The organism is Spirosoma validum (assembly GCF_014699035.1).
Lineage (GTDB): Bacteria > Bacteroidota > Bacteroidia > Cytophagales > Spirosomataceae > Spirosoma > Spirosoma validum.
The window spans coordinates 747,767-773,941 of sequence record NZ_JACXAA010000002.1; the positions used below are offsets into that span (position 1 = coordinate 747,767).

Genomic DNA, 26,175 nt, shown 5'->3' on the forward strand with positions numbered 1-26,175 from the left:
GAGTCAATCTGTTCTAAAAAAATGAGGGGCTTTCCAGCCCCTCAAAAGTACTCATTGATCCACTGACGAACCAACTGGCTGATTTAAATTATCAGCATAGCATCGCCATAGCTAAAGAACCGGTATTTTTCTTTGATGGCTTGCTGATAGGCTTCTTTAATCAGTTCATGGCCACCAAAGGCACTGGTTATCATAATCAGAATTGATTCCGGCAAGTGCAGATTCGTCAGTAATGAATTCGCAATCTTGAAATCGTAAGGCGGGAAAATAAAACGATCCGTCCAACCTTCAACGGGTTTTAAACGACTGTTAGCCGATACCGACGATTCGATCGCTTTCAGCGACGTAGTACCAATGGCGCACACCCGCTTGCCCGCATCAAGAGCCGTATTAACGATCTGAGCTGATTCCTCGGGAATACGATAGTTCTCGGAATCGGTTTTATGCTTGGTCAGGTCTTCAACATCCACCTGACGGAACGTACCTAAACCAACGTGCAACGTAATTGGAGCGAAATCGATACCCTTAATTTCCATACGCTTCATCATCGCGCGGGTAAAATGAAGGCCAGCAGTTGGAGCCGCTACAGCACCGACATGTTGCGCAAAAACCGTTTGATAATCGTCACGGTCGGCTGTTTCGGCCTCCCGGTTGATTTCGCGTGGAATCGGCATTTCACCCAGTTCGTCCACGGCTTTCATGAATTCTTCGTGATTACCGTCGAACAGAAAACGAATGGTACGGCCACGCGAGGTTGTATTGTCAATGACTTCGGCAACCAGATCGCTATCGCCGAAATAAAGCTTATTGCCAACGCGAATCTTGCGGGCTGGGTCTACTAATACGTCCCAAAGCTTCATTTCGCGGTTCAACTCACGGAGCAGAAAAACTTCGATTTTGGCACCTGTTTTTTCTTTATTGCCGTAGAGTCTTGCCGGAAATACTTTAGTATTGTTGATAACCATTACATCACCATTATCAAAATAGCTCAGTATATCCGAAAACTGTTTGTGTTCAATGGTCTTGGCTTTTCGATCAACGACCATCAGCCGCGATTCACCCCGCTCAACTGGGTATTTGGCAATTAGACTTTCGGGTAAATCAAACTTAAATTCGGATAACTTCATGGTATATCAGCACGAAAAAGAACAATGCGTTTTTTATAAAGGCCGCAAATATAGTAAAAAACCCGGAAAAATGTACATCTCCGGGCTGTTTTTCTTGCAAATATCGTAAAAATAACTTATTGGTGCGTTTCAACGGGGTCGATTGGCTTGACGGCGCCATCGGTGTTAACATGCGCCCGATCAGAAACGTTGAATTTTGCCATCAATTCAGAAGATACTTCGTTGGCATAAGTGCCTTGTGCAGAGACGAAAACACCTTTCATGCCATTCGAGGCTGTAATAGCATATAACGTCATTTCATCGCCGGGGTCCGAGGTGCCTTCAAAACGATGGAACTCATCGACGTTGAATTCTTCACTCTTTAATTTGGTCTCTGTGCTTTTCTCTTCCAGAAAGTCTTTTTTCGGTCCGAACTCGTGTGTATAACCGCGACTCCGAAGGTCTTCCATCGCTTCGGTTAAGGTGGTGAAATGTTTCATGATCGTAGCAATATTAAGCACTCAGTGTAGCCATACAACTCAAAACCAGACGGATGGTTTACCGTTGCCTGGTTTTGTGAATGACCTGGCCCTGTAAAACATTCCGATGCCGTATAGTCTTACGTAGATAAACCAATATAACCTCTTATGATAAATACAATTCGGTCGGCCTGTAAACTGGTTTTCGTAAGTGTATGTCTTGCCGCTTGTAATACGTATGACCCTGAATTTAATGCTTCGCTCATTCCCGAACGTATTGCTTTCTCCGCCACACGCCAGTATCCCGAAGGGATTGCGTTTACGTCCACAACGGGTCAATTTTTAATTAGCTCGCTGACTCAGGGTAAAGTAGGAAAAGTGGACGAAAAGGGCCATTATCTCGAGTTTATTACTGATAGTCAACTGATTAGTGGCGTTGGTATGAAAATACGTGATGGAAAATTGTACGTGTGCAATGGTGATCAGGGTATTTCTGAAAAAAGCACCGCTCAAACCACGCTCAAAACAGCCGGATTATTTATCTATGATCTCAACACGGGTCAGAACCAGCGTCGGATTAACCTGGCTGCGTTATTGCCAACTGCGAATCATTATGCCAATGACATCGCGTTCGATGCACAGGGGAATGCGTACGTAACGGATTCGTTTGCCCCAGTCATCTACAAAATCCCTAACGATACAACCCAGGCCAGCATTTTTGTTAACGATTCAAAATTCGCCGGAACGCAGGGGATCAACTTAAACGGAATTGTTTACCACCCTGATAACTACCTGATTGTCGTGAAATCGAATGACGGAAAACTGTTTAAAGTTGATCTGAGTGACCCAAGCAAAGTTTTCGAAATAACGGGAGTTACGTTACTCAACGGCGATGGTATGATACTGTATGAAAATGATTTGTACGTAGTAAATGGGCGGAATAAAGTATCGCAGGTGCGCAGCTCAGACGGCTGGAAAACGGCCACTATTGTAAAAACGGATCAGACTGGTTACGATCAGGCCACGACGAATGTTGTAGCCGAGAATAAAATTTATACGCTGAACGCGCGAATTGAAGAAGTCAGCGCGGCAGTGGCGGCCAAAAATCCAAGTTTGCTACAAGCCAGTACGTACAGTATCAAGCAGTTCAAGTGAAACGGTTCAGGCAAGACAGCCGTAGAAAAATCCACAATACGCCATCTACTTTCAATCGTTTGAGCGAGGTTAAACGCTGCTATTTATCAGCTTATTAAAATCTCATTAAAAAAAATAAACAAATCTGCTGGTCAGACAATTATCATAATGTGTTAATACATTTTATGTTATAACGACAAAATAATCTCAATCATTATGAAACTACATTACGTTGTCTGTGCCGTAGTCGGCATGGGTCTACTCGGCTGTGAAGATCATGCTCTGAGCCCGAATGCTTCGTTTCCGGAGCGAATCAATTTTGTGGCTGAACGTCAGTACCCGGAGGGAATTGCCTATTCGGCTCAACTGGACCGATTTCTGGTTACCTCTATTCCGTTCGGAAAAATCGGTACAGTAAGTACCAGTGGACAGTACGAAGATTTGCTGTCGGCTCCTGAACTGATTAGCGGAATCGGTATGAAAGTGGCTGGTAACCGGGTATTTGTTTGCGTTGGCGACCAGGGTCGTTCGATTAAGAGCACATCGGCGAGCACTCGTCAGACAGCCGAATTACTGGTGTTTAATTTGACGACCCGTGCATTGGAACGCCGGTCGGATTTAGATGCGCTGATACCAGCCGATGAACCAAACTTTGCCAACGATGTAACTCTTGCCCCTGATGGCACGGCCTACGTAACGGACTCGTTCTCGCCCGTCATTTATAAAGTTGCACCCGACGGAACGGCCAGCGTATTAGCGAGAGATAACGTTAAATTCGCTAGCCCTACCTTTGGCCTGAACGGTATTGCTTACCATCCCAATGGCTACCTGATTGTAGCGAATACGGGCCAGGGAAAGCTGTATAAAGTTGATTTAATGAACGGAAACGCCATTACAGAAGTACTCATTGGCAGTGCGTTACCCGGCGATGGCATAACCTTTCTCAACGGAGATTTATACGTAGTGACAGGCGGCAATCGGGTAGCTCAGGTACGAAGTACGGACAACTGGCAAACGGCTTCAATTCTGAAGTATGATGCTGATGGCTATTTGGGGGCAACCACCAGTGTAGCGGTTAATAACCAGATTTTCACCCTTAATGCCCGCATCGGCGAGAACGCTAATGCGCGGGACTTCAGCATTCAGCGGTTTAGGTAAAGCAAAGGGCAGAGGGGTAGGGGCATTGGGTAAAAACCCGGCCCTTGTTCCTCTGCCCTTACTTCAATGCCCTTGGCTATTTTAATTTGGCAATACCTTAATCATAATGTCTTTGTAAAAGACTTTGCTCTTGGGGTCATGACCTTGCAGCGCAACAGTGCCCGTGCTGAGCTTTTTCGCGGATTTCCCGTTACTGATGCTGTCGGGCTCCATGTACTCGTTGATTGTCTTATCGTTCAGCTTGATGGTCACTTTTTTACCCTGCACGATAATGTGCTCGGTATACCACTCATCATCCTTAACAAAGACTTCTTTTACGTCCTGAAGGCCGTAAACGCTGCCCGTCTTGCGCCAGTCGGTATGCGTTTGGTTCACTTGAATTTCGTAGCCTTTGGATGGCCAGCCCGATGGCTGGTACGCCGTATGAATAAACATACCGGAGTTTGAACCCGGCATGGTTTTCACCTGCGCTTTCCATTCAAAATTCTTGAAATTGTGATTACCTACCGGCCCCTCGTAAAACAAATGAGCGCGTGGTCCGGCAACGACAATCGCGCCATCCTGAATGCTAAACGTACTGGGGCTCTCTTCCGTGATTTTCCAGCCGTTAAACGTCTTTCCATCAAAAATACTGACCCAGCCATCGGCTTTCGGATGACTGATAAAACTAATACAAAAACCAAGCAGCAACGTTGCAGCTACCAGTGTCAGGCGAGTTTTCATGCAGATAATGAGTTGTGTTTGGATATAACTCATTCAGTAAAGCAAAACGGTTGATAAAACTAACCAGCGCTATTTGCTGCTACCGGCTTGACCAGCCCGGTTAGCGGAGGTAGCAACCGGATTTTTGACGTATTTATCCAGCCAGCCATTCATTTCCCACAACATGTGCAGCAGCGACTCTTTGGAATCATAGTGATGGCTTTCGTAGGGCAGCATTACAAGACGGGTAGTAGCACCGAATCCTTTGAGAGCATTGTAATAGCGCTCCGACTGAATCGGGAACGTACCCGTGTTGTTGTCCGCTTCGCCATGAATGAGCAGTAAAGGCGTTTTCACTTTATTCGCATTCATGAAGGGAGACATTTTATTGTAAACATCCGCAGCCTGCCAGTACGACCGTTGTTCATTCTGGAAACCAAACGGCGTTAGGGTCCGGTTATAGGCACCGCTACGGGCAATTCCGGCTTTAAACAGATTACTGTGCGACAGCAGGTTCGCCGTCATGAACGCACCGTATGAGTGACCACCTACGCCAACCCGACTCGAATCAACCACGCCTAGTCGAACCCCCTCATCAATAGCCGCTTTAGCACTGGCGACCAACTGTTCAACATACGTATCGTTCGGCTCCCGGTCGCCCTCACCCACAATCGGAATGCTGGCGTTGTCTAAAATAGCGTAACCCATCGTCACGAAAGCCGCAGCGCCCCAGTAACTGATTCGGTTGAATTGATACGGCGATCCCGAAATCTGACTGGCGGCATCCTTGCTTTTAAACTCCGCTGGATAAGCCCACAGGAATGTTGGTAGCGGCCCTTTTTCTTTTTTATAATCAGCTGGCAAATAAAGCGTAGCGGTAAGTTCGACACCGTCGTTACGTTTGTACCGAAGCTGCTGTTTTTGTACCCCTTTCAACTGCGGGTAAGGGTGAGCAAACTGGGTTACCTGAATAGGGGCAATGCGGGCTTTCAGGTTACGAACGTAGTAATTTGGCTGTTCATCAGGCGTTTCACGCGTGGTCAGAATCGCCTGCTTGGTAGCGTCGAGCACCGTTATGGGTCGCTCGAAATAGGGAGCAGCCGAACGCCAGAGTTCACGGCTTTTTTTCGTCGTCAGATTCAGCAGGCTCACGAACGGACGGTCACCTTCCGGCGAAGCCCCCTGTCCGTTGATCATCATGATTTCGTTATTGGGCAATACGTTCAGCACCTCGCGTCCGTACTGGTTGCGTCGGGTATCAGGTTGTCCTGGATTGCTGTACCGATCTTCGTACGACCGATCAAATAGAACGGCTGTTTGCCAGTTGCCAGGGTTGACTGTTTTAACAAGGCTTTTACGCGTCTGCCACCACTGTTCCGTAGCCAGCGCCACCGATTCGGTTCCCCAGTCAAAATTCTCGAATCGATACTGGGCCGCATAAATTTCTTTCGGTTGAGCTGAGAAAGGAGCCTCGGTCAGATATACCTTGTCGCGAATATCGGCCTTCACCTTTGGGTCTCCATTATCCTGCGCCACCGTGTAATAAACGGAAGCCGGTGCATCTGCGCGCCAGGCAAATTCCCGAGGTCCCGTTGGAGCACCATCACGACTGTACGGTACGCTTTCCTGCAACGGGCTATCATTCAGCGTTTTGGCGAGAGCGCCACCAATCGCATACACATCGGTTTTGCGCGGAAAGCGATTCACGGGTACCAGATACGAAAAGGGTGTATGAACCGTTTCGACTAGAACGTACTGGCCATTCGGTGATGGATCGGCTGTGGCAACGATTCCTGGCTGACCAATCGGCGTAGCCTGACCATCGAGACTTAGCCGCACAACCTGTGAGGTAGTATAATACGCAAATTGCTGCTCGTCGGATGCGTTCTTGAGCAGATCCTGATACGTTGGTGCCTGACCCCGCTTGCCACTAACGTTCTCCTGCGTGGTTGGACCGCCCGGAACCCGGCTAACTTCGGGAGCTTTGGCACGTCCGGCAGGAACAGTCTTCACAATCAGGCTTTTGCTATCAGATACCCAGCGAAAAGGCACACCCAACGTAGCGTTGATGGCCGTTGTTCCCACTTTTTTGGCAACGGCCGTAGCAACGTCAAGCACATACAAGTCGATCTGCGTATCGGTCGTGTTAGCGAACGCGATTTTAGTGTCATCGGGCGACCACTGCGCATAGCTAACGAGGATTGAGCTGCCGCCGGGCTGAATGCCCGTTACCGCCACCTCGTTTTTATCCATCAACTTTTTTAGTTTCAAACCCGTTGCATACCGTACGCGACTGGGGCCGTTCGTTGCTGGATTCAGCCGTAAACCGGCTAGTTTTAGTTCGGGCTGCGATAACTCGGCGATAGTGGGGGATGCTGCCTGTTCTAGGATCAGCATCATATCGCCTTTGCCATTAACGCTAACGGTTGGCGTCAGTGGCACCGTCACCAAGTCGGCTAATTGCTTAGGGGGTGTTTGATACGTAGGTGTGTCCTGCGTATGGGCCGCCTGAAGAAAGGTGACTGAAAAAACAAGAGAAAGGAGTAATCTTCTTCGAAACGCTGCTTGTACGTTTATAAGCATGAGCTGAAAGTTGATTTGTTGAATGAAGAATTAAAAATACGGTTAAATGAGCAGAGAACGGGTATAAGCCATGAAAACAGGTAAACTTTTGGTTAATTTCTCCCGCAAACCGATACTGACTTCCGGTTAGTAAGAAGTAAAGTATCAATAGAGATGAATATATACTGATTAATGTAACTTCGCGCCCCATTCTTTCAACTAACAATAGCTTCTGATGCTGACCGCCCAGCCTACTGATGTTGTATTGACCGAACTGCTTGATGCCTTACCCGATGCGGTCATCTGGATGCGGGCGATTCGTGATCAGGCAAATCGAGTGATCAACTTAAAAATAGAGTATGCCAATCAGAAGGCGCAGGCAATGGCGAAAGGTGTTTATCAGGTAAACACAGGTACGTTGGTACTGGGGGATAACGGGCATGAACAGGCAGAATCTGAAAAAACGTTCCGGGATCTCTGTACCGTACTGGAAGCCAACCAGCCGCAGGAGTTCAGTTATTTCAATGAAAAGCTAAATAGCTGGCTATTAATTAATCGAACTAAGCTAGGCGACGGCGTTCTAAGCGTAACGCGTAATATATCGGCGCTAAAAGCAGCTGAGCAAATCAATAGCCAACAGGCTAATCTGCTTAACAGCGTATTAGATAGTTCATCGAGTGGGATCAAAGCGTTGCAGGCTGTGCGCGATGAGAACGGAGCGATCATTGACTTTGTCGTGATCGTGATCAATCAGATGGGGGCAACAATCCGTCAACGGTCTGTCCGTGAAATTGTCGGTAACCAAATACTTCAGCTATTTCCGGGTGTTCGGGAGTCAGGTTTATTTGATCAGTATGTGCAGGTTGCCGAAACGCGCGAATCCCGGCGTATTCATACCAAATATCCGGGTGGAGCGGCCGAATCCTGGTACGATATGTCGCTTGTTCCCTTTGGCGATGGCCTCACCGTTACGTATACAGATAGTAGCGAAAACCGAAAAGCACAACAAGCTTTGGAACAATCCGCTGATCAGTTACGAACGGTCATCGATTCGGCGCAGGTGGGCATCTACCTAATTCATCCGGTATGGAATGAAACAGGGCAAATTGTTGATTTTCAGTTCCGCATGGCTAACCAGATGCTGGCGAGTTACGTAGGTCAGGAGCCCGATGTACTTATCGGGAAACGGGTCAGTGACTGGTTCCCGAACTACTTACAAAATGGCTTGTTCAACCGCTACGTGGTTATTTACGAAACGGGCCGAACGCAGCATTTTAATTTTCATTATAAAACAGATGACGTTGATTTCTGGATAAGTATTACAGCAACGAAGCTGGGCGACGATGTGCTGATAACGTTTTCGGATTACACGGATCTCAAAAAACTTCAGCAACGTTTAGAAGCCTTTGCAACGGAACTACAAACGATCATCGATACTAGCCAGACCGGTATTTTTCTGTTTAGTCCGGTACGTAACGAAGCGGGCGAAGTAATTGATTTTCGGTTTCGGGTAGCCAATCGGCAGCTAGCCTCCTATGTAGGTCAGGAGCCCGAAGCGGTTGTAGGAGCGCTGGGTAGCCAGTGGTTTCCTGATTACAAAACGAACGGTCTGTTCGACGTTTATTACAAGACCTACATTACGGGCGAGTCGCAGCGCTTCGACTTTCATTATGATGGCAGTGGAATTGATGTGTGGCTCGACATTATGGCTACCAAATTAGGCGATGAGGTTCTCGTTACGTTCGGCGATTACACACCTCTCAAGAAACTCCAGCAGCAATTAGAAAAGTCGGTTGTCAGTTTGCAGCGCTCCAATAAAAATCTGGAGCAGTTTGCCTACGTAGCCAGCCACGATTTGCAGGAACCACTCCGTAAGATTCAGGCGTTTGGCGATATTCTCCAGTCGCAATATGCATCGGTTATCGATGAGAGCGGAGCCGACATCATTCAGCGGATGCAGTCAGCAGCCTCCCGGATGCAGATCCTGATTAAAGACGTACTGGCTTATTCGCGGATTGCGACAAGACGGGAAACCATCGGGCCGGTTGACCTGAATCAGATTGTGCGTGATGTGCTTATGGATATCGAAACGGCTATTTCAGACAAACAGGCCGTTATAACGGTTGGGCAGCTCCCCACTATTTCGAAGGCTGACGCGGCTCAGCTACGTCAGCTTTTTCAAAACCTGATCAGCAATGCATTGAAATTTACCAGGACGGATCCAATGGCTCCCGCCCCCGCTATATCCATTACCGCCCAGCACGTATATGGACGAAACATACCCGAATTGGCAGTAGCGCCTACGGATGCTGACCAACCGTTTTACCTGATTGAGGTGACTGATAACGGTATTGGCTTCGATCCGCGTCAGGCAGAGCGTATTTTCCAGGTGTTTCAGCGGTTACACAATCGGAGCGAATATCAGGGAACCGGTATTGGCCTGGCTATCGTGCAGAAAGTTATCGAAAACCATCACGGCTATATTCAGGCTGACGGACGTCCGGGTGAAGGTGCTACGTTTCATGTTGCTTTGCCTGCGTAGACCAACTACGTAAACGTTTTGAAGTCGGAGAGGCCTGATCGTTAAAATCGTAAATCCTTCTTGGAAGACTTGATCTAAACAAAATCAAGTCTTCCAAGAAGGATTTACGTATAAAAAGCTCAGAAGGGGCGCTTACAAAACTGTTTTAAAAAGGGTAAAGGTATCGTTCAGCCAGAGAGGAATTGTCGTAGCGTGAGTCTGGCCATTTTTTATATTCGGAATGACGATCGGCGCATTCTGATTCGCTCCATTCTTTACAATCATGGCCTGCGCAGCACTAAGCGTATTCAGAACATAAACCTGCGGGTCCTGGTCGCCGTGGGTAAGTAACAAAGGAATACGGGGCTTCCAGTCATAGTTGTCGTTGTCGGCTAATGCGGCTGTAAAAGCAGGATCTGCGCCCGTCAGAACCCCCAGCTTGAATTGATCGGTTAACGCATCACCAAAAGGACCGCTTATGGAAGCCAGTTGCCGGTTGGTCTGAATATCGTTCAAGTACTGAGGTTTGAAATAGTAACTCAGCGGACGACGTAGTGTCGGGTAAATGTCATTGTACGTGAGCAGTACCCAAAGAAATGCCCGGTTCCATTCTACGGTTGTCGGGAGTACAGGGGCAGCTACAACGGCTTTCGTGAAATTCGTTTTGTCGTAAGCACCTGCCCCGGCAGATACAGCTTTTAAATTAAACTCCGTTGGTACTTCTTCCTGCATCTTTTTGTACAGCGACATGGTAGCGTAACCACCCTCAGAATAACCCGCCAGATACAGGCGCGAATCCCATTTGGTTGGCGCGTTTACCTGAAGAAGCTCCCGGGAGGCCCGTAGCATGTCGAGGCTGGCTTGTGCCAGACTGTTCTTATGCTCGTAGGTATGAATCAGGTTTTTTGAGGCCCCGAAACCGATATAATCCGGGCAGGCAATGATGTACCCGTTGGACGCAAAAATGGTAGAAAACTGACGGGCCTCGCTGTTTGGACCAAAGTAGGACGGTGCGTCGGCATCATCGAAAATAGTGCCGTGCTGCTGGCTGATCATAGGCACTGGCGTGGGCGAATCCGGGATTAGTAATAAGCCGGATGCCTGTACGGTGCTGCCGTCCCAATTCTTGGTTTTGTACACTATTCTGTAGGCACCAATACCGTACTTTAACAAAGGAAGGTAAGTCGGGTTTGTTTGGCCAACAATGGCGCTCAGCGATTGAATGGGAATATCAACTACTTTGCTGCTGCTGACCAGGTACGTATACTGGGGATGGTCTTCCCGAATAACATTGATACAGCCCGATACAAAAAAGACAATCAGTAACGTAGCAGCTACCTGATGCCACAAGCGAATGGTTTTCTGGAAAATCATGACAATGTAAGGTTTGAACGATAAGAAATTGGTTAAAAAAGAGAGAAATGAACTACTACACAAAAAGGCAACGCAAACCATAACAGGTATAAAAGCCTGCTACTGGCATCTATAGTTAACGGATAAAGCGGCTGAGCGCGAAGCAACAATAATTATCCACAAGAAAAATACAGCAGGATTTCAGGCAGATAATCAGGACTGATTTTCAGGGGGCAATATAAATAACAGATGGTTTACAAACTATAGAGGAGGTCACAAATACCACCGGATTAAGTCCATCGTCCTCGGATTTAAGCGTTTGTTGAAGAAGAACGTATGGGTTTTACCAGACCTGCCGAAAAATAAGTTGTAGACCGTAGGAATAGGTTACACCGTCAAACTCTGCATAAAAGTGATTAGAAAGCCGTTGTCGGATTCGTTGACGGTAAATAGGTTAATTGATTCTATACTCACTATTCTGTCGGTTGTTTCGTTACTTTGGCAGCAGAATCAACCTTAAATAAACGTATGCGTCTTTCCATTTTGCTGCTTAGTTTACTGACGACGGTCTCCTGTAAGCTGGATGTCAAGCCAAACGAGGCTCAATTTGCTTCCGATCCAACCGTCGCTGCTGTTACGCCGGGCCAGATCGATGAAGCCTCGGGTATCGCCGACAGCCGCAGTCAGCCCGGCAATCTCTGGATCGAGCAGGATAGTGGCAGCCCATCTGAACTAGCGCTATTGGGCTATGATGGCAGCGTGAAGGGGAAAATCAACATTCCGGGCGCAACGAACCGGGACTGGGAAGAAATGACCATTGGACCCGGCCCGAAGGACGGTGTCAACTACCTCTACATCGGTGATATTGGCGATAATAACGCGCAGTATCCACTCTACCAGATTTATCGATTGCCCGAGCCGGCTTCCCTACAGGCAACGGTATCGGGTGTTGAACGGATCAATTTCCGTTATCCCGATGGTTCTCGCGATGCCGAAGCTATGTTTGTTGATCCGCAGACAAAGGACATCTACATTATCTCAAAGCGGGAAGATAAAGTACGTTTATACCGGTTAAACTACCCACAGAATATCAACGAAGTCACCGTTGCAGAAGCGTTGGGCGAACTACCGCTGGGCGGAGGACTGGCTAACTACGTAACGGCGGCTGCCATTTCGCCTGATGGGAGCGAAATTCTGGTGCGGACGTATTCGCAGCTTTATTACTGGAAACGTACCAGCGGTCAATCAATACCGGATGCGCTACAACGCGGAACCAGTCGCCAACTGGTTGTCCGCCTGGAGCCGCAGGGCGAAGCAGTTTGTTTCGATAAAGACGGCAGAGGCTTTTTTACCATTAGCGAACGAGCAAGTGTGGCCTCGGTGAATCTGTATTATTACGCCAAGAAATAAGTCTTTACAGTAAGAGTCGTAGGGTAGTAAGTGGCTGTACACGGAGTAGACTTTCGTGTCGATGACTTACTACCTTACGACTTATTCGTTTATTTTACCGCATGGATTCATCGATTCTGATTATAGTGCTGAGTTTGTCGGTATTGATTTCCTATGCTTTTGATTTATTCAGCAGCCGATTCAAAACACCCTCTGTTTTGCTGCTGCTGTTGCTGGGTATCCTGACCCGGCAGGCAACCGCGTATTTTAACGTACAGGTACCGTATATCAATGCAATCCTGCCGACGCTTGGTACGTTAGGGCTGATCCTGATCGTGTTGGAAGGGGGCCTCAATCTGGAGCTGCATGGTGATAATCTGAGCGTGCTACGTCGAACATTACTAGCTTCGCTGCTATCGATTCTGGGTGGAACCCTGCTGATGGCCAGTATGCTGTATCTGCTACTGAATGATTCCTTTTACCATTGCCTGATCGCTGCGTTGCCATTTTCTATTATCAGCAGTACCGTAACTGTTCAGACCGTAGCAAACCTGTCATCTGGGCAGCAGACGTTTGCCGTGTATGAGTCAGCCTTTGCCAGTATTTTGGGTATTATGGCTTATAACTTTCTGCTACTGAGCCGTAATTCGGTTTTAGGAGCAGTTTGGTCGTTCACGCGGGATACGCTGGTAATGGCATTGATTTCACTGGGATGCTGCTTTTTGCTGCTCTACCTGATCGGACGTATCAATCACCGTATCAAGTTTCTGCCGATTATTTCCGTGCTGTTCCTGGTCTACGCGCTGGCTGAAATTAACCACCTGTCGTCGCTGCTGCTGATTCTGATTTTCGGCCTGTTTCTGAACAATACGGAACTGTTTATTCGGGGACGATTGAGCCGAATCTTGAAAAATGATCTGTTTGAAAAAGAACTTGAACAACTGAAAAATCTTACGGCGGAGGGGGCTTTTGTAGTCCGTACGTTCTTCTTTCTGATCTTAGGTTATGCAGCCATTCCCAGCACCTTGATTGACATGGATGCGCTGATCGTTGGTGCCTTGTTTGTCGGTGTGGTTGTTGCCTGGCGCTGGGTTGTTCTGCAGCTAACGTATCGTGGCCCGTCCGGCCCGTTGCTCTGGATTGCTCCGCGGGGCCTGATCACTGTTTTGCTTTATCTGAATATTCCCGAAGATCTCCGACTGCTTGGTTTTCGCGAAGGCATCCCTATCCTGGTCGTTGTTTTATCCTCTCTGGTCGTTATGGCCGGTGTACTGGGAGGTAAGAAAATCATGAATGATGAATGATGACCGGGTCGCCGGAGCGATTATTTTTTGTAGCATCATTCATCATTCATAAATACCGCCAGAATCCCCAGAAAGATCGGTTTTTGAGGTACGTTAAATCTTCGTCATTCGTAAAGGCTTCGCGCTCAAAGCAGATGTTTCGGTAAGCCAGGTAATGATCGCGGTACTGAAACCGACGAATCAGATACTCCAGAACGTACCACAAATAAAATGGTACGATACCTAATTCGGCCTGTTGCCGTAGGTGAATTCGCTCGTGGTTTAACAGCACCGGACCAGGGTTGGGTTTCCGTACCAAAATGAATGGAAACAGCGCCATACCATCGGGACGTAACGAAGAAATGCGAACGACAAACATGCCTATTGGTTTATATACTACGAACAATCAACAGACCAAAAGTATTCATTAACGGTTGAGTTGTCTGTTTCCTCTATGAACATAATCCTAATTAGCCTATTTATTGCCGGATATATAGTAATCACGCTTGAACATCCAATCCGAATTAATAAAACGGCTACGGCTCTGATCACGGGCGTACTCTGCTGGACTGCCTACTCAGTATTGGTTACCGACTCAGAATCCGTTGTGCATCACCTGAGCGAACAGTTAGCCAGTACGGCCGAAATTCTATTCTTTCTCTTGGGAGCTATGACCGTTGTGGAACTGATTGATGTTCACGATGGCTTCACACTCATTACCGATCGCATTGCCAGTCGTAATCTCCGAACTTTGCTCTGGATCATCAGTTTGCTGGCGTTCTTTTTATCGGCTCTGTTAGATAACCTCACTACGTCCATTGTGATGGTATCCGTAGCTCGGAAACTGATTCGGAATGCTGAACAGCGACGTATCGTTGCGGGCATGATTATTATTGCCTCCAATGCAGGAGGAGTCTGGTCTCCCATTGGCGACGTAACAACAACGATGCTGTGGATAGGTGGGCAGATTACAACGGTTAGTAGTATACGATCCTTATTTCTGCCCAGCCTGGTGTCGATGGTTATACCGCTTTTCCTGCTCACCCGTATCTATGAACCGGAAGAACAGACCGAGAAAGCAACAGCCAGGCAGGGGATTAGCCGCCCATACGTAACGCCTGTAGCCCGACGCGATCGTCGGATCATGCTGGCCGTTGGCTTGGGAGGAATGCTGTTCGTGCCCATTTTCAAGACGCTGACTCATTTGCCTCCGTATATGGGCATGATGCTGGTCCTGGGAGCGATCTGGGTAGTGTCTGAACTGATTCATAGTGACAAGGACGAATCTGAACGCCAGAAATTCACGGCAGCTTATGCGCTCAGTCGGATTGATACATCGAGTATATTGTTTTTTCTGGGTATTCTGCTATCCGTTGGTTCGCTGGAAGTCAGCGGTATTTTACAGAACCTGGCTGGATCGCTAAACCAACTGGTAGGCAATCTGGATATCATCGTGCTGCTTATTGGGGTTGTATCGGCGGTAGTGGATAACGTACCGATTGTTGCTGCATCTATGGGGATGTATGACCTGCAAACCTATCCGACGGATGCTAAGTTATGGCAACTTCTGGCCTATTGCGCGGGAACGGGCGGTAGTTTATTACTGATTGGTTCAGCAGCGGGAGTAGCCGTTATGGGTATGGAAAAACTGGAATTTGGCTGGTATCTTCGAAAAATAAGCTGGTTGGCCTTACTTGGCTACGTAGCGGGTGCGACAGTATACCTGGGTATGTTTGCTCTGCTTCAATAACGTTTTATCTGGGTGGTTACGATGAGTACATAAGTAGGGATATAAATTTATTGTTGAGTTAATTATTTGTAAATCAATAGTTTAAAACTTTTTGCTGTTTTATATCTGATACGTTACCTTTGGCAAAAAACAGTCAACCAAAACCATGAGAAAAATACTACTCTGTGTAGGTCTGTTAGCCACTAGCTGGCAACTGACAATGGCTCAGTCGACACCTACGGCTGAAGAGGTGATGGACAAATATGTTGCGGCCATCGGTGGCAAAGATGCGCTGATGAAGGTCACTGACCTAACGACGAATATGTCGTCCGATATGAACGGTACGGCCATCATCATTACCCGCAAACAGAAAATGCCCAACAAATTCTCGATGGTCATCAACGCCAACGGCATGGAAGTGATGAAACAAACGGGCGATGGATCGAAAGTAGTCATGGGCGGTATGCAGGGAAGCCGCACACTCGACGGCGCTGCGGCTCAGCAGATGACGGCAATGAGTACGCTTTTTCCTGAACTCCATTACGCCGAAAATGGCGTAAAAACTACCCTGGTTGGCCCCGAAAAAATAGACGGAAAAGACACCTACAAACTCAGCCATACGACCGCTGATGGATCGGCTACCTGGACAGATAATTTTGACGTAGCAACCGGTCTGAAAGTCCAGTCGATCGTGACCAGCAAATCGCCACAGGGCGAAATGACGAACACGACAACCTATTCAGATTATAAAGAAACGAACGGCATCAAGTTTCCGATGACACTCGGCCAGCAGTCGCCACGCGGCCCCATGACAATGTCGGTCGATAACGTAAAGATCAACAAGGGTCTGAAAGATTCAGAGTTCACTCAGTAAAAAATACATGCATGAGTGATGGGAAAACCGCTGGTGACGCACCAGCGGTTTTTTTAGTTTAGCATGTCTGTTGTTACGTTAATCAGTACAAAACCAGTTTCACTACGTAGCATTCGGCTCCGCATAGTCAATTGACTGATCGTTGTCGTAATCCCGTTGCTGAACCACCAGGCTGTATACAGCACCTGCCCTTTTTTGTGTAATTCGCCAGCGTAGGCAGGGTGGCCATCAACCATAGCTTCGCGAACGCGCCGTAGATCGTAACCGCTACCTTGCCAGCAAACCATAGGACTATGATCAGCGCTGAACCAATCAAGCTGCGGTTTTACATAAAGCAACAGGCCCGGTTTCGATAGTTTGACAAAGCCATTCGTAAGTGTCTGACATGTAAGGTCGCCATATTTATTCCCAATCAATGCTGTATATTTTTTGGATTGGCATAGATCCGTGACGGGCTCAGCCGGCAATGCCGTAAAGGTCATAAGCCCGAAACCTGCTACCAGTAAACCAACTCCCCAGCTTACTGATTTAATCACTCCAGCTGGCGTTAAATGTATTGACTTTTCTGGTTGACCAGTTTCATACACCAGCCATCGTGCTAGCCCCCAGCAGGGAAGCCACGCATAGAGAGCAACGCAGAGTAAACCGATGCCTTCATGCAGCCAGGTACCGGGCATGGCTTCGAATAGAACAAGCACTATAATCCGAAGCAGATTGCAGAAAATGGTTAAGCCAAAAGCCGTAATTCCGTACACGACTACCCATTGGAGTGATACGGCTTTTCGGGTTTCCTGTTCCTGCCAGATCAGCGCAAAAAACGCGACGATCAACGATACACCCGTTAGCTGTAGGCCCATACAGGCAGGATCTACAGCCATCTCGACGTTGTCTTTGATCAGAATATTCCCTTCCGTCCGTACGTTCAATCCGGCTAATTGCATCAGATAGCCAGCCCATTCGCTTAGTTGCAATCGGATTGGAAACATAAAGAGCGCCGATACGTAGCGCAAGCCAGGAGATAAGAGCAGCAAAGCGAGCAGGCGACTTATCCAGCGATTGCGCCCTGCGTTTCTGAGAAAAGCAACGTATAAAAGGAGCGCAATCGTAAGCAGCGTAGTCAGGTCAGCGTAGAGCATAGTGTTTTTTCCAGCTCAGATAGCTTAGCAAGCCTAAAACCATAATAAGCATGGCCCATTCGTGCGGTTCGGGTACGGCACCTTCTTCTTTAAACGTAGCGTTATCGAGACCCAAATGGTCTTTTTTGATGCCGAATCGGTCATAATCAGCGGTGGTTTCGAGGACGATCAAGCTCGATAGGGGCGACACAACATTTGCTCGTTGTGCTTCCGTAATCAATGTGTCCGTCTGATAGTTTTTGACAAAATAATGTCGCCCAATCTGCTGTAATAGATGGGTATAGCTGAATAATCGGGCCAGATGATTCGGTGCCTTAGAGGAGACTACTCCCGTGTTTAACTGCTCTCGAATGGCAACTCCCGCTCCAGACAATACGATTCGATCCGCTTGATCGGGATGGTGTGGAAACTGATGCGTTTGGCCTAGAAACTGTACCAGATCAGCGGATGTGCCTTGTGTTACGTTTAACACCCGAAGCTCATTTAGGGATTGGATATAAGGTGAAGGCATAGGATTCAGGCAGAAAGTGCGAATGGGCGTTTCATGCTTCGCCAGCAGGCCAAAATGATCGGCGAATGGACTATTGCGTAAATCACTTAGCAAAGGTGATGTTGGTGTTCCTTTCGTGATTAGCAGAGACGTTTCCGGATTAGCAATCCGATAAACCGGAAACAGGCTGAACGACTGACTTTTCAACTGCTCATACGTAGCGTCAAGATTTTGGTCGCTAAGCTGGTGCATCCCATCCATAAAAACCCACACCCGACTCTTCTCCTGGACGGCAGCTTGATAAGCCGTTCTAAATTCAGCCTCGGACCACTGTACATTTACGTCCAGAAATACGTCAGTAGGTGTAAATGACTCTAGTGTTGGCCGATACAATTCCATCTGGTACGTTCGACCGTCGAGAACAAACGCTTCTGTCGATAAGGGCGGGGCCTGAAAACGTAATGCCCAGTCGGGATTATAGTCACCCTGATGGCGTAAGGTGTTATTGGTGAGGTTACTGAAGAGCCAGGGAACGTTAAGATCGGTAGGGGGGGTGGTAAAATCAATGTTTACTAACTCAGTAGCCGATTCTGCGTCTGGTCCTTCAAAATAAGGATTCTGATACACCAATGTGTTGTTTTCGAGACGTAACGGTGACGTAATCCCCAGCTTCACCCGTCGATCTTCGCCCGCCCGACACGGAAACACACGTACCGTTACGCGGTTGCCTTCCTGCCAATACACGACCGCGGGGTCTCGTGCCATAACGCGTGACTGGACATCAACCACAGTACGATAGGCCGAATCGGCTTTAGCGACGGTTGTTAGATAAGCGGATTCTTCTTTACCGTTGACCCAGAGCGACATAGAGGATACAGCTGAACCGGCGGGCAAATGAAAAGTAAATAGCGCTTCTTCGGTTGTATTACGTGCCTGATTCCGAATCCGAACAGTTTGCTCCGTATAACTTAGCCGGAATTGAGGCCAGATACGTACCTGTGATACGACTTCTTCCGTCGTCAAATGTCGACCCATCCAGAATTTCTCTTCGGTTCCGTGTCGTTCCGAGGAGCGTATTTTCAATAAGGCTAGCTTCTCTTTGTCCGACACAACATTTGCCGGATGCAATACCGATGCAATGACAACCAGCGGATCATGCCGCTTCACATCGTCTAAGGAGGTCAGATTGCCTAGCCCCCATTTGCTGCCGCTGAAAAAGCGCCCTTGATCATAAACACGGCCACTAAGAAGTAATCGATCGGTAATCCAGCCGGGTTTTAGGTGTTGGGCAACCAATACCCAGTCAGGTAGATCGCTGGTTTTACGAATGGTAGCTTCCTGTTTGGTTTGTTCAATACGGTTTAGTGTTCGAAACCAGCCCGTCAGAAATACGGAAACGACTGCGATGGTTGCGCACAAACCAACCGTAACGCCTGGCCGCAGATGTTCTTCCTGCCGGGTATCTATCCAGAGCCGTTTACCCAACGCAAGCGCAAGAGCGAATGGAACAAATGTATGAATGGATAACCCTAGTCCGATAAGCATTGGAACGCTAATTGGGTATAGCTTAACCAGATAGAAGGCCATATAAACGAAGAGCAAAAAGCCGAAAGCGAATACGGCGTAAAGCAATTGCTGCCCTCGTATGGATAACGATTCTTTCCACGTATAAACGACCATTGCCAACCCTATAGCGACTAATGCCCAGCACAGCCAGGTTGTGGATTGCTGAAAAACGGCCATCTCCCGGTTTAATGCGTAAGCACTAATAAGCCAAAGAAGTAACCCTAACCATCGCGTCGGTCGTCTGCCGCAGTAATCTTCCCGACCCGTTTTGTAAAAACCTGTCGTGAGTAGCAGTATTGAAAAACCAACCGCCAATCCGTAATGAATCATGATCATGCCCACATTGCCACCAGCCTCACGCCGTGGATCGCTCAGGATGTCATACAGCAAAAACAGAGTAGCGGATAAAGAAAGCAGAATAAATCCTAATTGGAACGTAGCGTCATTGAATGGCGCCAGGAAAGATGGACGATAATTGACTGGCAGATTGCTATCAATCTGATCGTGTTGATCAACCGACGTGTCGTCTGCAGATCGAAAAGACGGTAAATTATCTTCTATTTTCATGTTAAAAGTACTTTGTTTTTAAAAGTAAAAGAAGCTAAAAAATAAATCATCAGATTTTACAACTCGATGTCCTTATAGGCGACTATATATTCCGGATGAATTCTTCCAGCGCGTTCAGGTGGTCAGTGAAAGCCTGTTGACCAGCTTGGGTAGCTGAGAACGTAGTATTGGGTTTACGGCCGATGAACTGTTTTTGCACAGCTACGTAACCCGACTCCTCCAGCGCACGCAGGTGCGTAGCCAGGTTGCCATCGGTCAGACTGAGCAATTCTTTCAGCGCGTTAAAACTCAAAAACTCATTGACCACCAGAACCGACATGATGCTGAGCCGCGCTTTGCTTTCAAAGGCTTTATTGAATTGAGCCAGCAAGTCGTATTTCATGACGTAGTACGTTCATATTTGTAAAACATGGCCAGACCGTACACGATGTGCAGGACGCCAAAACCAATGGACCACGCAAGCAAATTGTAGCCTGGCCAGAATAGCGACACCAACCCTAACCCAATTTCAGAATACGCCAGCGATTCTACGTCGCGCAGGGTGTATTTACTGCCATTGAGCAGCGCTAGTCCGTAAAAAATTAGCGTCGATGGAAACGCCAGCCAGATCAGATTGTAATGCAATAGGGACAGGCAAAAAACACCACCCGCACCCAATGGTATGGCTATGGCCCATAGCAGTCGTTTCGATGAAGCATTCCAGACGTTTTGCCCCAGACGACGAGTTTTACGGACCGTAAAATATGTACCCGATAGTAGCGCTAAAACTAATACAACAATCGCTACAGTTACCAGAAATAGCTTGACATCCTGGTGATCTGGCGCGTCAGCAGTGTATAATTGAGCATCACTAAGTTGATAGTTACTAATCGCGCTGGACCAACCCGTTTGCCGGCGCATGTAGACCGTGGCGGCTCCTATCAAGGCAATAATACCGGCCGATACGCCTGATAAGCCGCTCAAGGATAAAAACTTGGAAGAACGCTCCATCAGGCCGCGAATTTCCGTCAGGGTTTGTAAATGTTCGCGTGACTCGTACATGGGTAAAGAGTGACCGGTGCGCCGGTGCGATAAAGATTTAGCGAATAAGTGAATAAAAAGTAGCGATTAGATGACTGCCCAGGATAACAAGGCCAACAAGGACAGCGGCAATGGTTAAGATCAATACGGCTCCTGACGATAAATCCTTAATGGCTTTAATCTGCGGATGAATGCCCGGTGACACAAAGTCGCATAACTTTTCGATGGCTGTATTAAAAGCCTCAGCGGCCCATACCAGCCCAATTTGCGTCAGAATAATTGCCCATTCGATACGGTCCAACTGAAAATAGAACCCGACGAGAACAACCAGACTCGCGATGAGCAGGTGGACTTTGGCATTGTTCTCGTACCGAAACAAGTCGATAATCCCCTGACTGGCAAACCGAAAACTACGTAGTACTTTACGAACGTTTATCATGCTCGACGTACCAGTAAAATGCTACGTATAAGACGATTAGCACGAATCCGTAGCCAAGCGTCAGTTTCAGACTTAAATGGTCCTGATAAACATAGGCGATGGCTTTGGTCAGCGAAGTTGGCCGTGTCAATACGTCCCAGCTATTCCACCGCCCGACTCGGCCCAGGTATATCCCAAATCCTGATAAGAACTGACTGCCCACGATCAACAGCCAGGTTAATAACTCGCCGAACAGCGGACGTATCATCCGGTGAACAATTAAAATGGAGTAAAGCCCTACAAGCAAGCCCGTTAAGGCGAAGAGAAACAGCGACATGGTATCGAACCAGAGCAGAGTATTGTCGATGTTTTTTATGTGAAACAGGTCGGTGATGATATAAGGCGCGTTTGGCAAAAAGGCTAGCCAGATGGCTAATCCCGCAGATAGCAGCCATTTACTACGAAAACCACTTTGGCGTAAATCCCGCAATACCAGCACGACACCTAGCGGAAACCAGGCCAGAAACAGATTCCACGTCAGCATGATGAAAAACCACCAGTTGCCCGTAATCAGGCCCCGCATAATAACTAAACTTAGTGCGGTGAGGGTTAGAAGGGTCAGAGCCTGTAAGCTTTTGCCCGGACGTGCGTCGCGCGGTAGCGACAAATCACGATCAAGTGGAGAATAGAGAGATTGATGCATTTGTAAAGTACTTTGTGATGCAAAGTAAACGAACAAAATCAATACGTAGCAAACAAACGAATAAAAATTTTTGGCAGACTTGTAAGCAGGTCAGCTGAGGTTCATGGGCGGGCGGAAATAGCTGAGACCAACCTGCACTCGTTGTTTGATCGAATGTATTATCTTTACTTAAACGCATACAAGCTTCCTGAATGAATTTTGACCAATTGTCCCCCCGCCGTCAGGAACAACTGATGGCTTTCGACCGGCTGTTAACCATCATGGACGAACTGCGCGAACAGTGCCCCTGGGATCGCAAACAAACGATGGACAGCCTGCGCCACCTGACCATTGAAGAAACCTACGAACTCTCTGATGCTATCCTGGAAAAAGATGTGCAGGAGATACGTAAAGAGCTGGGCGATATCCAATTGCACTTGGTTTTTTATGCCAAAATTGCTTCCGAGACCGGCACCGAATCGCCGGACCGCTTTGATATGGCTGACGTATTGAACAGTGTGTGTGATAAACTCATTAGTCGGCATCCGCATATATACGGCGATACAATCGCGGAGACTGAAGAGCAGGTAAAGGCCAACTGGGAACAACTCAAGCTGAAAGAAGGGAATAAATCCGTGTTAGGTGGGGTGCCGGGATCATTACCTGCGCTGGTGAAGGCCATGCGCATTCAGGAGAAAGCGCGCGGAGCCGGTTTCGACTGGGACGAGAAGCAGCAGGTTTGGGAGAAAGTTGAAGAAGAGATGCAGGAATTTAAAGCTGAATTCAACCTCGACGGAGAACCAGCGGAATCGAACGTAACAATAGATATCGAGCGTGCCGAAGGGGAATTTGGTGATTTACTATTTTCGCTCGTTAACTACGCCCGTTTCATTGATATCAACCCTGAAACGGCCCTTGAACGTACCAATAAAAAATTCATTAAACGCTTTCAGTATATTGAACAACAAGCTCGGGCCAATGGTAAAAAGTTAAATGAGATGACGCTCTCCGAAATGGACGTATATTGGAACGAAGCGAAAACTATACTTGATTTTTGACAGGATTGCTCTGATTGCTGGTGAGATAAAAATCTTGCTAACCTTTTTAATCTTGTTCAAATCGAGGTTCAGATTTATGAGAATAGCGTTTATAACCGATATGCATCTTGGCGCTGAAGGCGAAAAAATCCAGGGTGTTGATGTGCGACAGAATTTTTTGGATGCACTGGCTTATTTGACCGAAGTAAAGCCGAATTGCTTAGTGATTGGTGGGGATATTTCGAATACCGTCGGCGACCGAAGCATTTATGAATGGGTCAGGAAACAAATTGATGATCTGCCATTTCAATATTACGTCATTCCCGGCAATCACGACGACTCAGCGCTAATTGCAGAGGTGTTTCGAATGACCCATGATCTGCATGACAACGAGTTGTATTATGCTTTGCCGCTGGAAGGGCGTCCGACGTTATTCCTGGATTCGTCTAAAGGTGATTTTTCGCCCGAACAGTGGACCTGGTTTCGTGATTACCTGATTGCGTTACGTGATACTAACGTACTGATATTCATGCACCATTCGCCAATACCAGCCGATGTGCTTTTTATGGACACCCGTTATCCGTTCCGTGAACCCACCGAGTTTTTAGAACTGGTAAAAGACCTGCCCTGTCATGTTACAGTAGTTTGTGGTCATTATCATGTCGAGAAAGAAGTTCAACGAGGTAATCTGCTGGTTCTATTGTCGCCTTCGACATTCTACCAGATGAAACATGATACGCCGGAATTCGCCATTGATAACTATCGCATCGGCATTCGGGAAATTGATCTGACGACCCACGGTACCATCAGCACAGTTCACTACGTTGAACCTAAATCAGTTTGATGTAAGCTCCACTTTTTTACGAAAGCTGGAGCTTACATGAATAAAATGCATCTGGCTCAGAAAGCGCTGGCTGCGTTTAGCTTATACAATGCCGAACTGTCTAACTTCAAGTCAGCGGCTTTGGCAATGTCCTGAAACTGCGTTACGCTGGTAGCGCTGGCAATAGGAGCCGTAATGCTGGACTGACTAATCAGCCACGCTAAAGAAATCTGTGCTAGTGTTGCTTTGTACGCTTCAGCAACTTCATCGAGTGCTTTCAGGATACGCATTCCCCGCTCATCCAAGTAATGCTTTACGCCTTCTCCTCGCGGGCTTTTCGATAAATCGGCTTCTGAACGGTATTTACCGGTAAGGAAACCGCTTGCCAGTGAATAGTAATTGATCACACCTAGACCGTACTTGTTTACGATTGGCTCATATTGCGTCTCATACGTCTCCCGATCATACAAATTATATTCGGGCTGTAAAGACTGGTAAACGGGAAAACCTTCTTTCTGGCTTATTTCCAGGGATTGTGTCAATCGTTCGGGAGAGAAGTTCGAAGCGCCAATAAAGCGGACTTTACCCGCCTTGATCATCTGCCCAAAAGCTTCCAGCGTCTCTTCGATTAGTGTATCTAAGTCGTCATAGTGCGATTGGTACAGATCAATATAGTCCGTTTGCAGACGCTGGAGCGATTTGTCTACGGCGTTCAATATGTATTTGGCCGAGAGATCTTTTTTACCATCTGGTAAGCCCGAACCAACTTTTGTTGAAATAATGATCTGATCACGCTTGCCACTCTTTTTCAGCCAGTTGCCAATGATAGTTTCCGATTCGCCACCCTTGTTTCCCGGTACCCAGTGCGAATAAGAATCGGCCGTATCGATTAGATTAAAGCCTGCATCGGCGAAGGCGTCGAGGAGTTGAAACGAAGTTTGCTCGTCGGCAGTCCAGCCGAATACATTGCCGCCAAAAGCCAGCGGAGCCACAGCCAGATCGGTGTGGCCAATAGTACGTTTTTCCATTAGGTTGTTAATTTTGTTCTCATCCATCAACTGAACCATGATACTGGAACAACAGCCCTGCTCATGGGACTGTTTGTTCAGGCTGGATTAAAAAATAGAACCCCCTGAAAGACGGATAGATGATAAATAGCCTACAAAAACACGCTGAGGAACAGAAGAAATTGAAAATTTCGCTGGTAATGGTACTGGCGCTGATGGTTTGGGGCCTCGTTTTCAATGAACTCACTACGTCGAATATCGTTGAATTAGACGCGGGCTCATACATCATTAGCGGCCTGATCGGTATTGTTACAATCTACGTTTCCAGGCTACAGAGCCGGCCATCCACTACGTCCCATCCTTTAGGCTACTCAGGATTTGTGCCGATTCTAAACCTGATGCGTAGTTTTATGATTATTCTGATTTGCCTGAAAGCGATTGGCGAATCGATTGGATCAATTGCATCAGGACCGTCGGAACCTGAACACGGAATCGTGTTTCTGTACGCAGGCGTTACGTTGATTTTGAATGGGATTGCTTACTACTACATCCATAAATCGGCTGTAGAAACCGGCTCGCAAATCTTACGGGTCGATGCGATCGAATGGAAAATCGACATTTTTTATAACGTCTGTATTATGCTCTCCTTTTCGGTTGCCTATCTTCTGACGCGTTTTGGATACACAGCGGCTGCCAATTATGTTGACCCGGTTTTCTGCATTTTGCTTTCAATTGGTATGAGCATTAGCCTGATTCAGATGTTTGCTGAAAATATCCGAAAACTGTCGCTTCGGTCGATCGATGAACCCATTCAGAAAGACATTATTGCCCGATTTCATCAACAAATTCCTCATATTAAAGCCTTTACGCCAAACTTCACGGCTATCGACCTTTCTGGAATATTGGTTGTCGAGGTTCAATTGTACCTGAATGACAAAGCCAAGTGGTCTCATGATCTGTTGGAAGAATGGGAAACCGAAGGCAGAACAATTCTGGGTGAAATCAACCCCAACCATCATTTGATTTTTAGCCTGAGGTAGAAAGCAAATCGCTCAGCCGACAAAAATCAGAGCCTGTATCTGTCAAAATCAACAGAATACAGGCTCTCTACAATAACAGAAAATCAACTCCAGTCAGAC

Annotated in this window: 23 protein-coding genes; 10 read left to right on the forward strand and 13 right to left on the reverse strand. The window is 47.3% G+C overall.

Going from position 1 to position 26,175, the window contains the following annotated elements:
• Positions 1 to 83: 83 nt before the first annotated feature.
• Together queA and IC230_RS07945 are read right to left on the reverse strand one after the other, a co-directional pair.
• On the reverse strand, positions 84 to 1,127 hold the full coding sequence (gene queA / locus IC230_RS07940; protein ID WP_191038432.1) for a tRNA preQ1(34) S-adenosylmethionine ribosyltransferase-isomerase QueA: 1,044 nt from the start codon (positions 1,125 to 1,127) through the stop codon (positions 84 to 86).
• A 116-nt stretch (positions 1,128 to 1,243) separates the two neighbouring features.
• The gene (locus IC230_RS07945; RefSeq protein WP_191038433.1) at positions 1,244 to 1,606 is read right to left on the reverse strand and encodes a hypothetical protein; all 363 of its coding nucleotides are present in this window, start codon (positions 1,604 to 1,606) and stop codon (positions 1,244 to 1,246) included.
• A 147-nt stretch (positions 1,607 to 1,753) separates the two neighbouring features.
• Between IC230_RS07945 and IC230_RS07950 the strand changes: the two genes are divergently transcribed.
• A complete protein-coding gene (locus IC230_RS07950) occupies positions 1,754 to 2,740 on the forward strand; it encodes a gluconolaconase (RefSeq protein ID WP_191038434.1) in 987 nt (328 codons plus the stop codon).
• A 195-nt stretch (positions 2,741 to 2,935) separates the two neighbouring features.
• Entirely contained in the window at positions 2,936 to 3,877 is a 942-nt protein-coding gene (locus IC230_RS07955; protein WP_191038435.1) for a glutaminyl-peptide cyclotransferase, read from the forward strand.
• A gap of 81 nt (positions 3,878 to 3,958) precedes the next feature.
• Here the strand turns inward: IC230_RS07955 and IC230_RS07960 are convergent, their stop codons facing one another.
• Both IC230_RS07960 and IC230_RS07965 read right to left on the reverse strand, forming a co-directional pair.
• Positions 3,959 to 4,600, reverse strand: coding sequence for a 3-keto-disaccharide hydrolase (locus IC230_RS07960; protein WP_191038436.1), 642 nt, complete (start codon positions 4,598 to 4,600; stop codon positions 3,959 to 3,961).
• A 69-nt stretch (positions 4,601 to 4,669) separates the two neighbouring features.
• Positions 4,670 to 7,162, reverse strand: a complete 2,493-nt coding sequence (locus IC230_RS07965) for a S9 family peptidase (RefSeq protein WP_191038437.1) — start codon at positions 7,160 to 7,162, stop codon at positions 4,670 to 4,672.
• Between the two features lie 214 nt (positions 7,163 to 7,376).
• On the opposite strand from IC230_RS07965, the gene IC230_RS07970 reads away from it, so the two are divergent.
• Complete coding sequence (locus tag IC230_RS07970) at positions 7,377 to 9,683, forward strand: PAS domain-containing sensor histidine kinase (RefSeq protein WP_191038438.1); 2,307 nt, start codon at positions 7,377 to 7,379, stop codon at positions 9,681 to 9,683.
• A gap of 132 nt (positions 9,684 to 9,815) precedes the next feature.
• Here the strand turns inward: IC230_RS07970 and IC230_RS07975 are convergent, their stop codons facing one another.
• On the reverse strand, positions 9,816 to 11,036 hold the full coding sequence (locus tag IC230_RS07975) for an alpha/beta hydrolase family protein (RefSeq protein WP_191038439.1): 1,221 nt from the start codon (positions 11,034 to 11,036) through the stop codon (positions 9,816 to 9,818).
• Positions 11,037 to 11,543: 507 nt separating this feature from the next.
• Between IC230_RS07975 and IC230_RS07980 the strand changes: the two genes are divergently transcribed.
• Together IC230_RS07980 and IC230_RS07985 are read left to right on the forward strand one after the other, a co-directional pair.
• A complete protein-coding gene (locus IC230_RS07980; RefSeq protein WP_191038440.1) occupies positions 11,544 to 12,425 on the forward strand; it encodes a PE-PGRS family protein in 882 nt (293 codons plus the stop codon).
• Positions 12,426 to 12,526: 101 nt separating this feature from the next.
• Positions 12,527 to 13,708 (forward strand): cation:proton antiporter, encoded by a 1,182-nt coding sequence (locus tag IC230_RS07985; protein WP_191038441.1) that lies wholly within the window; start codon positions 12,527 to 12,529, stop codon positions 13,706 to 13,708.
• 46 nt (positions 13,709 to 13,754) lie between these two features.
• On the opposite strand, the gene IC230_RS07990 is transcribed toward IC230_RS07985, so the two are convergent.
• Entirely contained in the window at positions 13,755 to 14,066 is a 312-nt protein-coding gene (locus tag IC230_RS07990; RefSeq protein ID WP_191038442.1) for a hypothetical protein, read from the reverse strand.
• A gap of 75 nt (positions 14,067 to 14,141) precedes the next feature.
• On the opposite strand from IC230_RS07990, the gene nhaD reads away from it, so the two are divergent.
• Together nhaD and IC230_RS08000 are read left to right on the forward strand one after the other, a co-directional pair.
• Positions 14,142 to 15,437 (forward strand): sodium:proton antiporter NhaD, encoded by a 1,296-nt coding sequence (gene nhaD / locus IC230_RS07995; RefSeq protein WP_191038443.1) that lies wholly within the window; start codon positions 14,142 to 14,144, stop codon positions 15,435 to 15,437.
• A 145-nt stretch (positions 15,438 to 15,582) separates the two neighbouring features.
• Complete coding sequence (locus IC230_RS08000) at positions 15,583 to 16,290, forward strand: LolA-like protein (RefSeq protein WP_191038444.1); 708 nt, start codon at positions 15,583 to 15,585, stop codon at positions 16,288 to 16,290.
• Between the two features lie 53 nt (positions 16,291 to 16,343).
• On the opposite strand, the gene xrtN is transcribed toward IC230_RS08000, so the two are convergent.
• The 6 genes from xrtN to IC230_RS08030 form a co-directional block, all read right to left on the reverse strand.
• Complete coding sequence (gene xrtN / locus IC230_RS08005; RefSeq protein WP_191038445.1) at positions 16,344 to 17,426, reverse strand: exosortase N; 1,083 nt, start codon at positions 17,424 to 17,426, stop codon at positions 16,344 to 16,346.
• A complete protein-coding gene (locus IC230_RS08010) occupies positions 17,413 to 20,049 on the reverse strand; it encodes an XrtN system VIT domain-containing protein (protein ID WP_191038446.1) in 2,637 nt (878 codons plus the stop codon). The genes xrtN and IC230_RS08010 overlap by 14 nt, the downstream gene beginning before the upstream one ends.
• Positions 20,050 to 20,131: 82 nt before the next feature.
• A complete protein-coding gene (locus tag IC230_RS08015; RefSeq protein ID WP_191038447.1) occupies positions 20,132 to 20,431 on the reverse strand; it encodes a winged helix-turn-helix domain-containing protein in 300 nt (99 codons plus the stop codon).
• Positions 20,428 to 21,090 (reverse strand): hypothetical protein, encoded by a 663-nt coding sequence (locus IC230_RS08020; RefSeq protein WP_191038448.1) that lies wholly within the window; start codon positions 21,088 to 21,090, stop codon positions 20,428 to 20,430. The genes IC230_RS08015 and IC230_RS08020 overlap by 4 nt, the downstream gene beginning before the upstream one ends.
• Positions 21,091 to 21,127: 37 nt before the next feature.
• Entirely contained in the window at positions 21,128 to 21,508 is a 381-nt protein-coding gene (locus tag IC230_RS08025) for a diacylglycerol kinase family protein (RefSeq protein ID WP_191038449.1), read from the reverse strand.
• Positions 21,492 to 22,190 carry a DUF1361 domain-containing protein gene (locus IC230_RS08030; RefSeq protein WP_191038450.1) on the reverse strand — a complete coding sequence of 233 codons (699 nt, stop codon included), beginning with the start codon at positions 22,188 to 22,190 and terminating at the stop codon, positions 21,492 to 21,494. The genes IC230_RS08025 and IC230_RS08030 overlap by 17 nt, the downstream gene beginning before the upstream one ends.
• A gap of 191 nt (positions 22,191 to 22,381) precedes the next feature.
• Between IC230_RS08030 and mazG the strand changes: the two genes are divergently transcribed.
• Both mazG and IC230_RS08040 read left to right on the forward strand, forming a co-directional pair.
• Positions 22,382 to 23,227, forward strand: a complete 846-nt coding sequence (gene mazG / locus IC230_RS08035) for a nucleoside triphosphate pyrophosphohydrolase (RefSeq protein WP_191038451.1) — start codon at positions 22,382 to 22,384, stop codon at positions 23,225 to 23,227.
• 76 nt (positions 23,228 to 23,303) lie between these two features.
• Entirely contained in the window at positions 23,304 to 24,050 is a 747-nt protein-coding gene (locus tag IC230_RS08040; protein ID WP_191038452.1) for a metallophosphoesterase family protein, read from the forward strand.
• A 56-nt stretch (positions 24,051 to 24,106) separates the two neighbouring features.
• Here IC230_RS08040 and IC230_RS08045 read toward each other — a convergent pair whose 3' ends face one another.
• Positions 24,107 to 25,057, reverse strand: a complete 951-nt coding sequence (locus tag IC230_RS08045) for an aldo/keto reductase (protein WP_191038453.1) — start codon at positions 25,055 to 25,057, stop codon at positions 24,107 to 24,109.
• A 119-nt stretch (positions 25,058 to 25,176) separates the two neighbouring features.
• Between IC230_RS08045 and IC230_RS08050 the strand changes: the two genes are divergently transcribed.
• On the forward strand, positions 25,177 to 26,076 hold the full coding sequence (locus tag IC230_RS08050; protein ID WP_191038454.1) for a cation transporter: 900 nt from the start codon (positions 25,177 to 25,179) through the stop codon (positions 26,074 to 26,076).
• Positions 26,077 to 26,175: the final 99 nt, after the last annotated feature.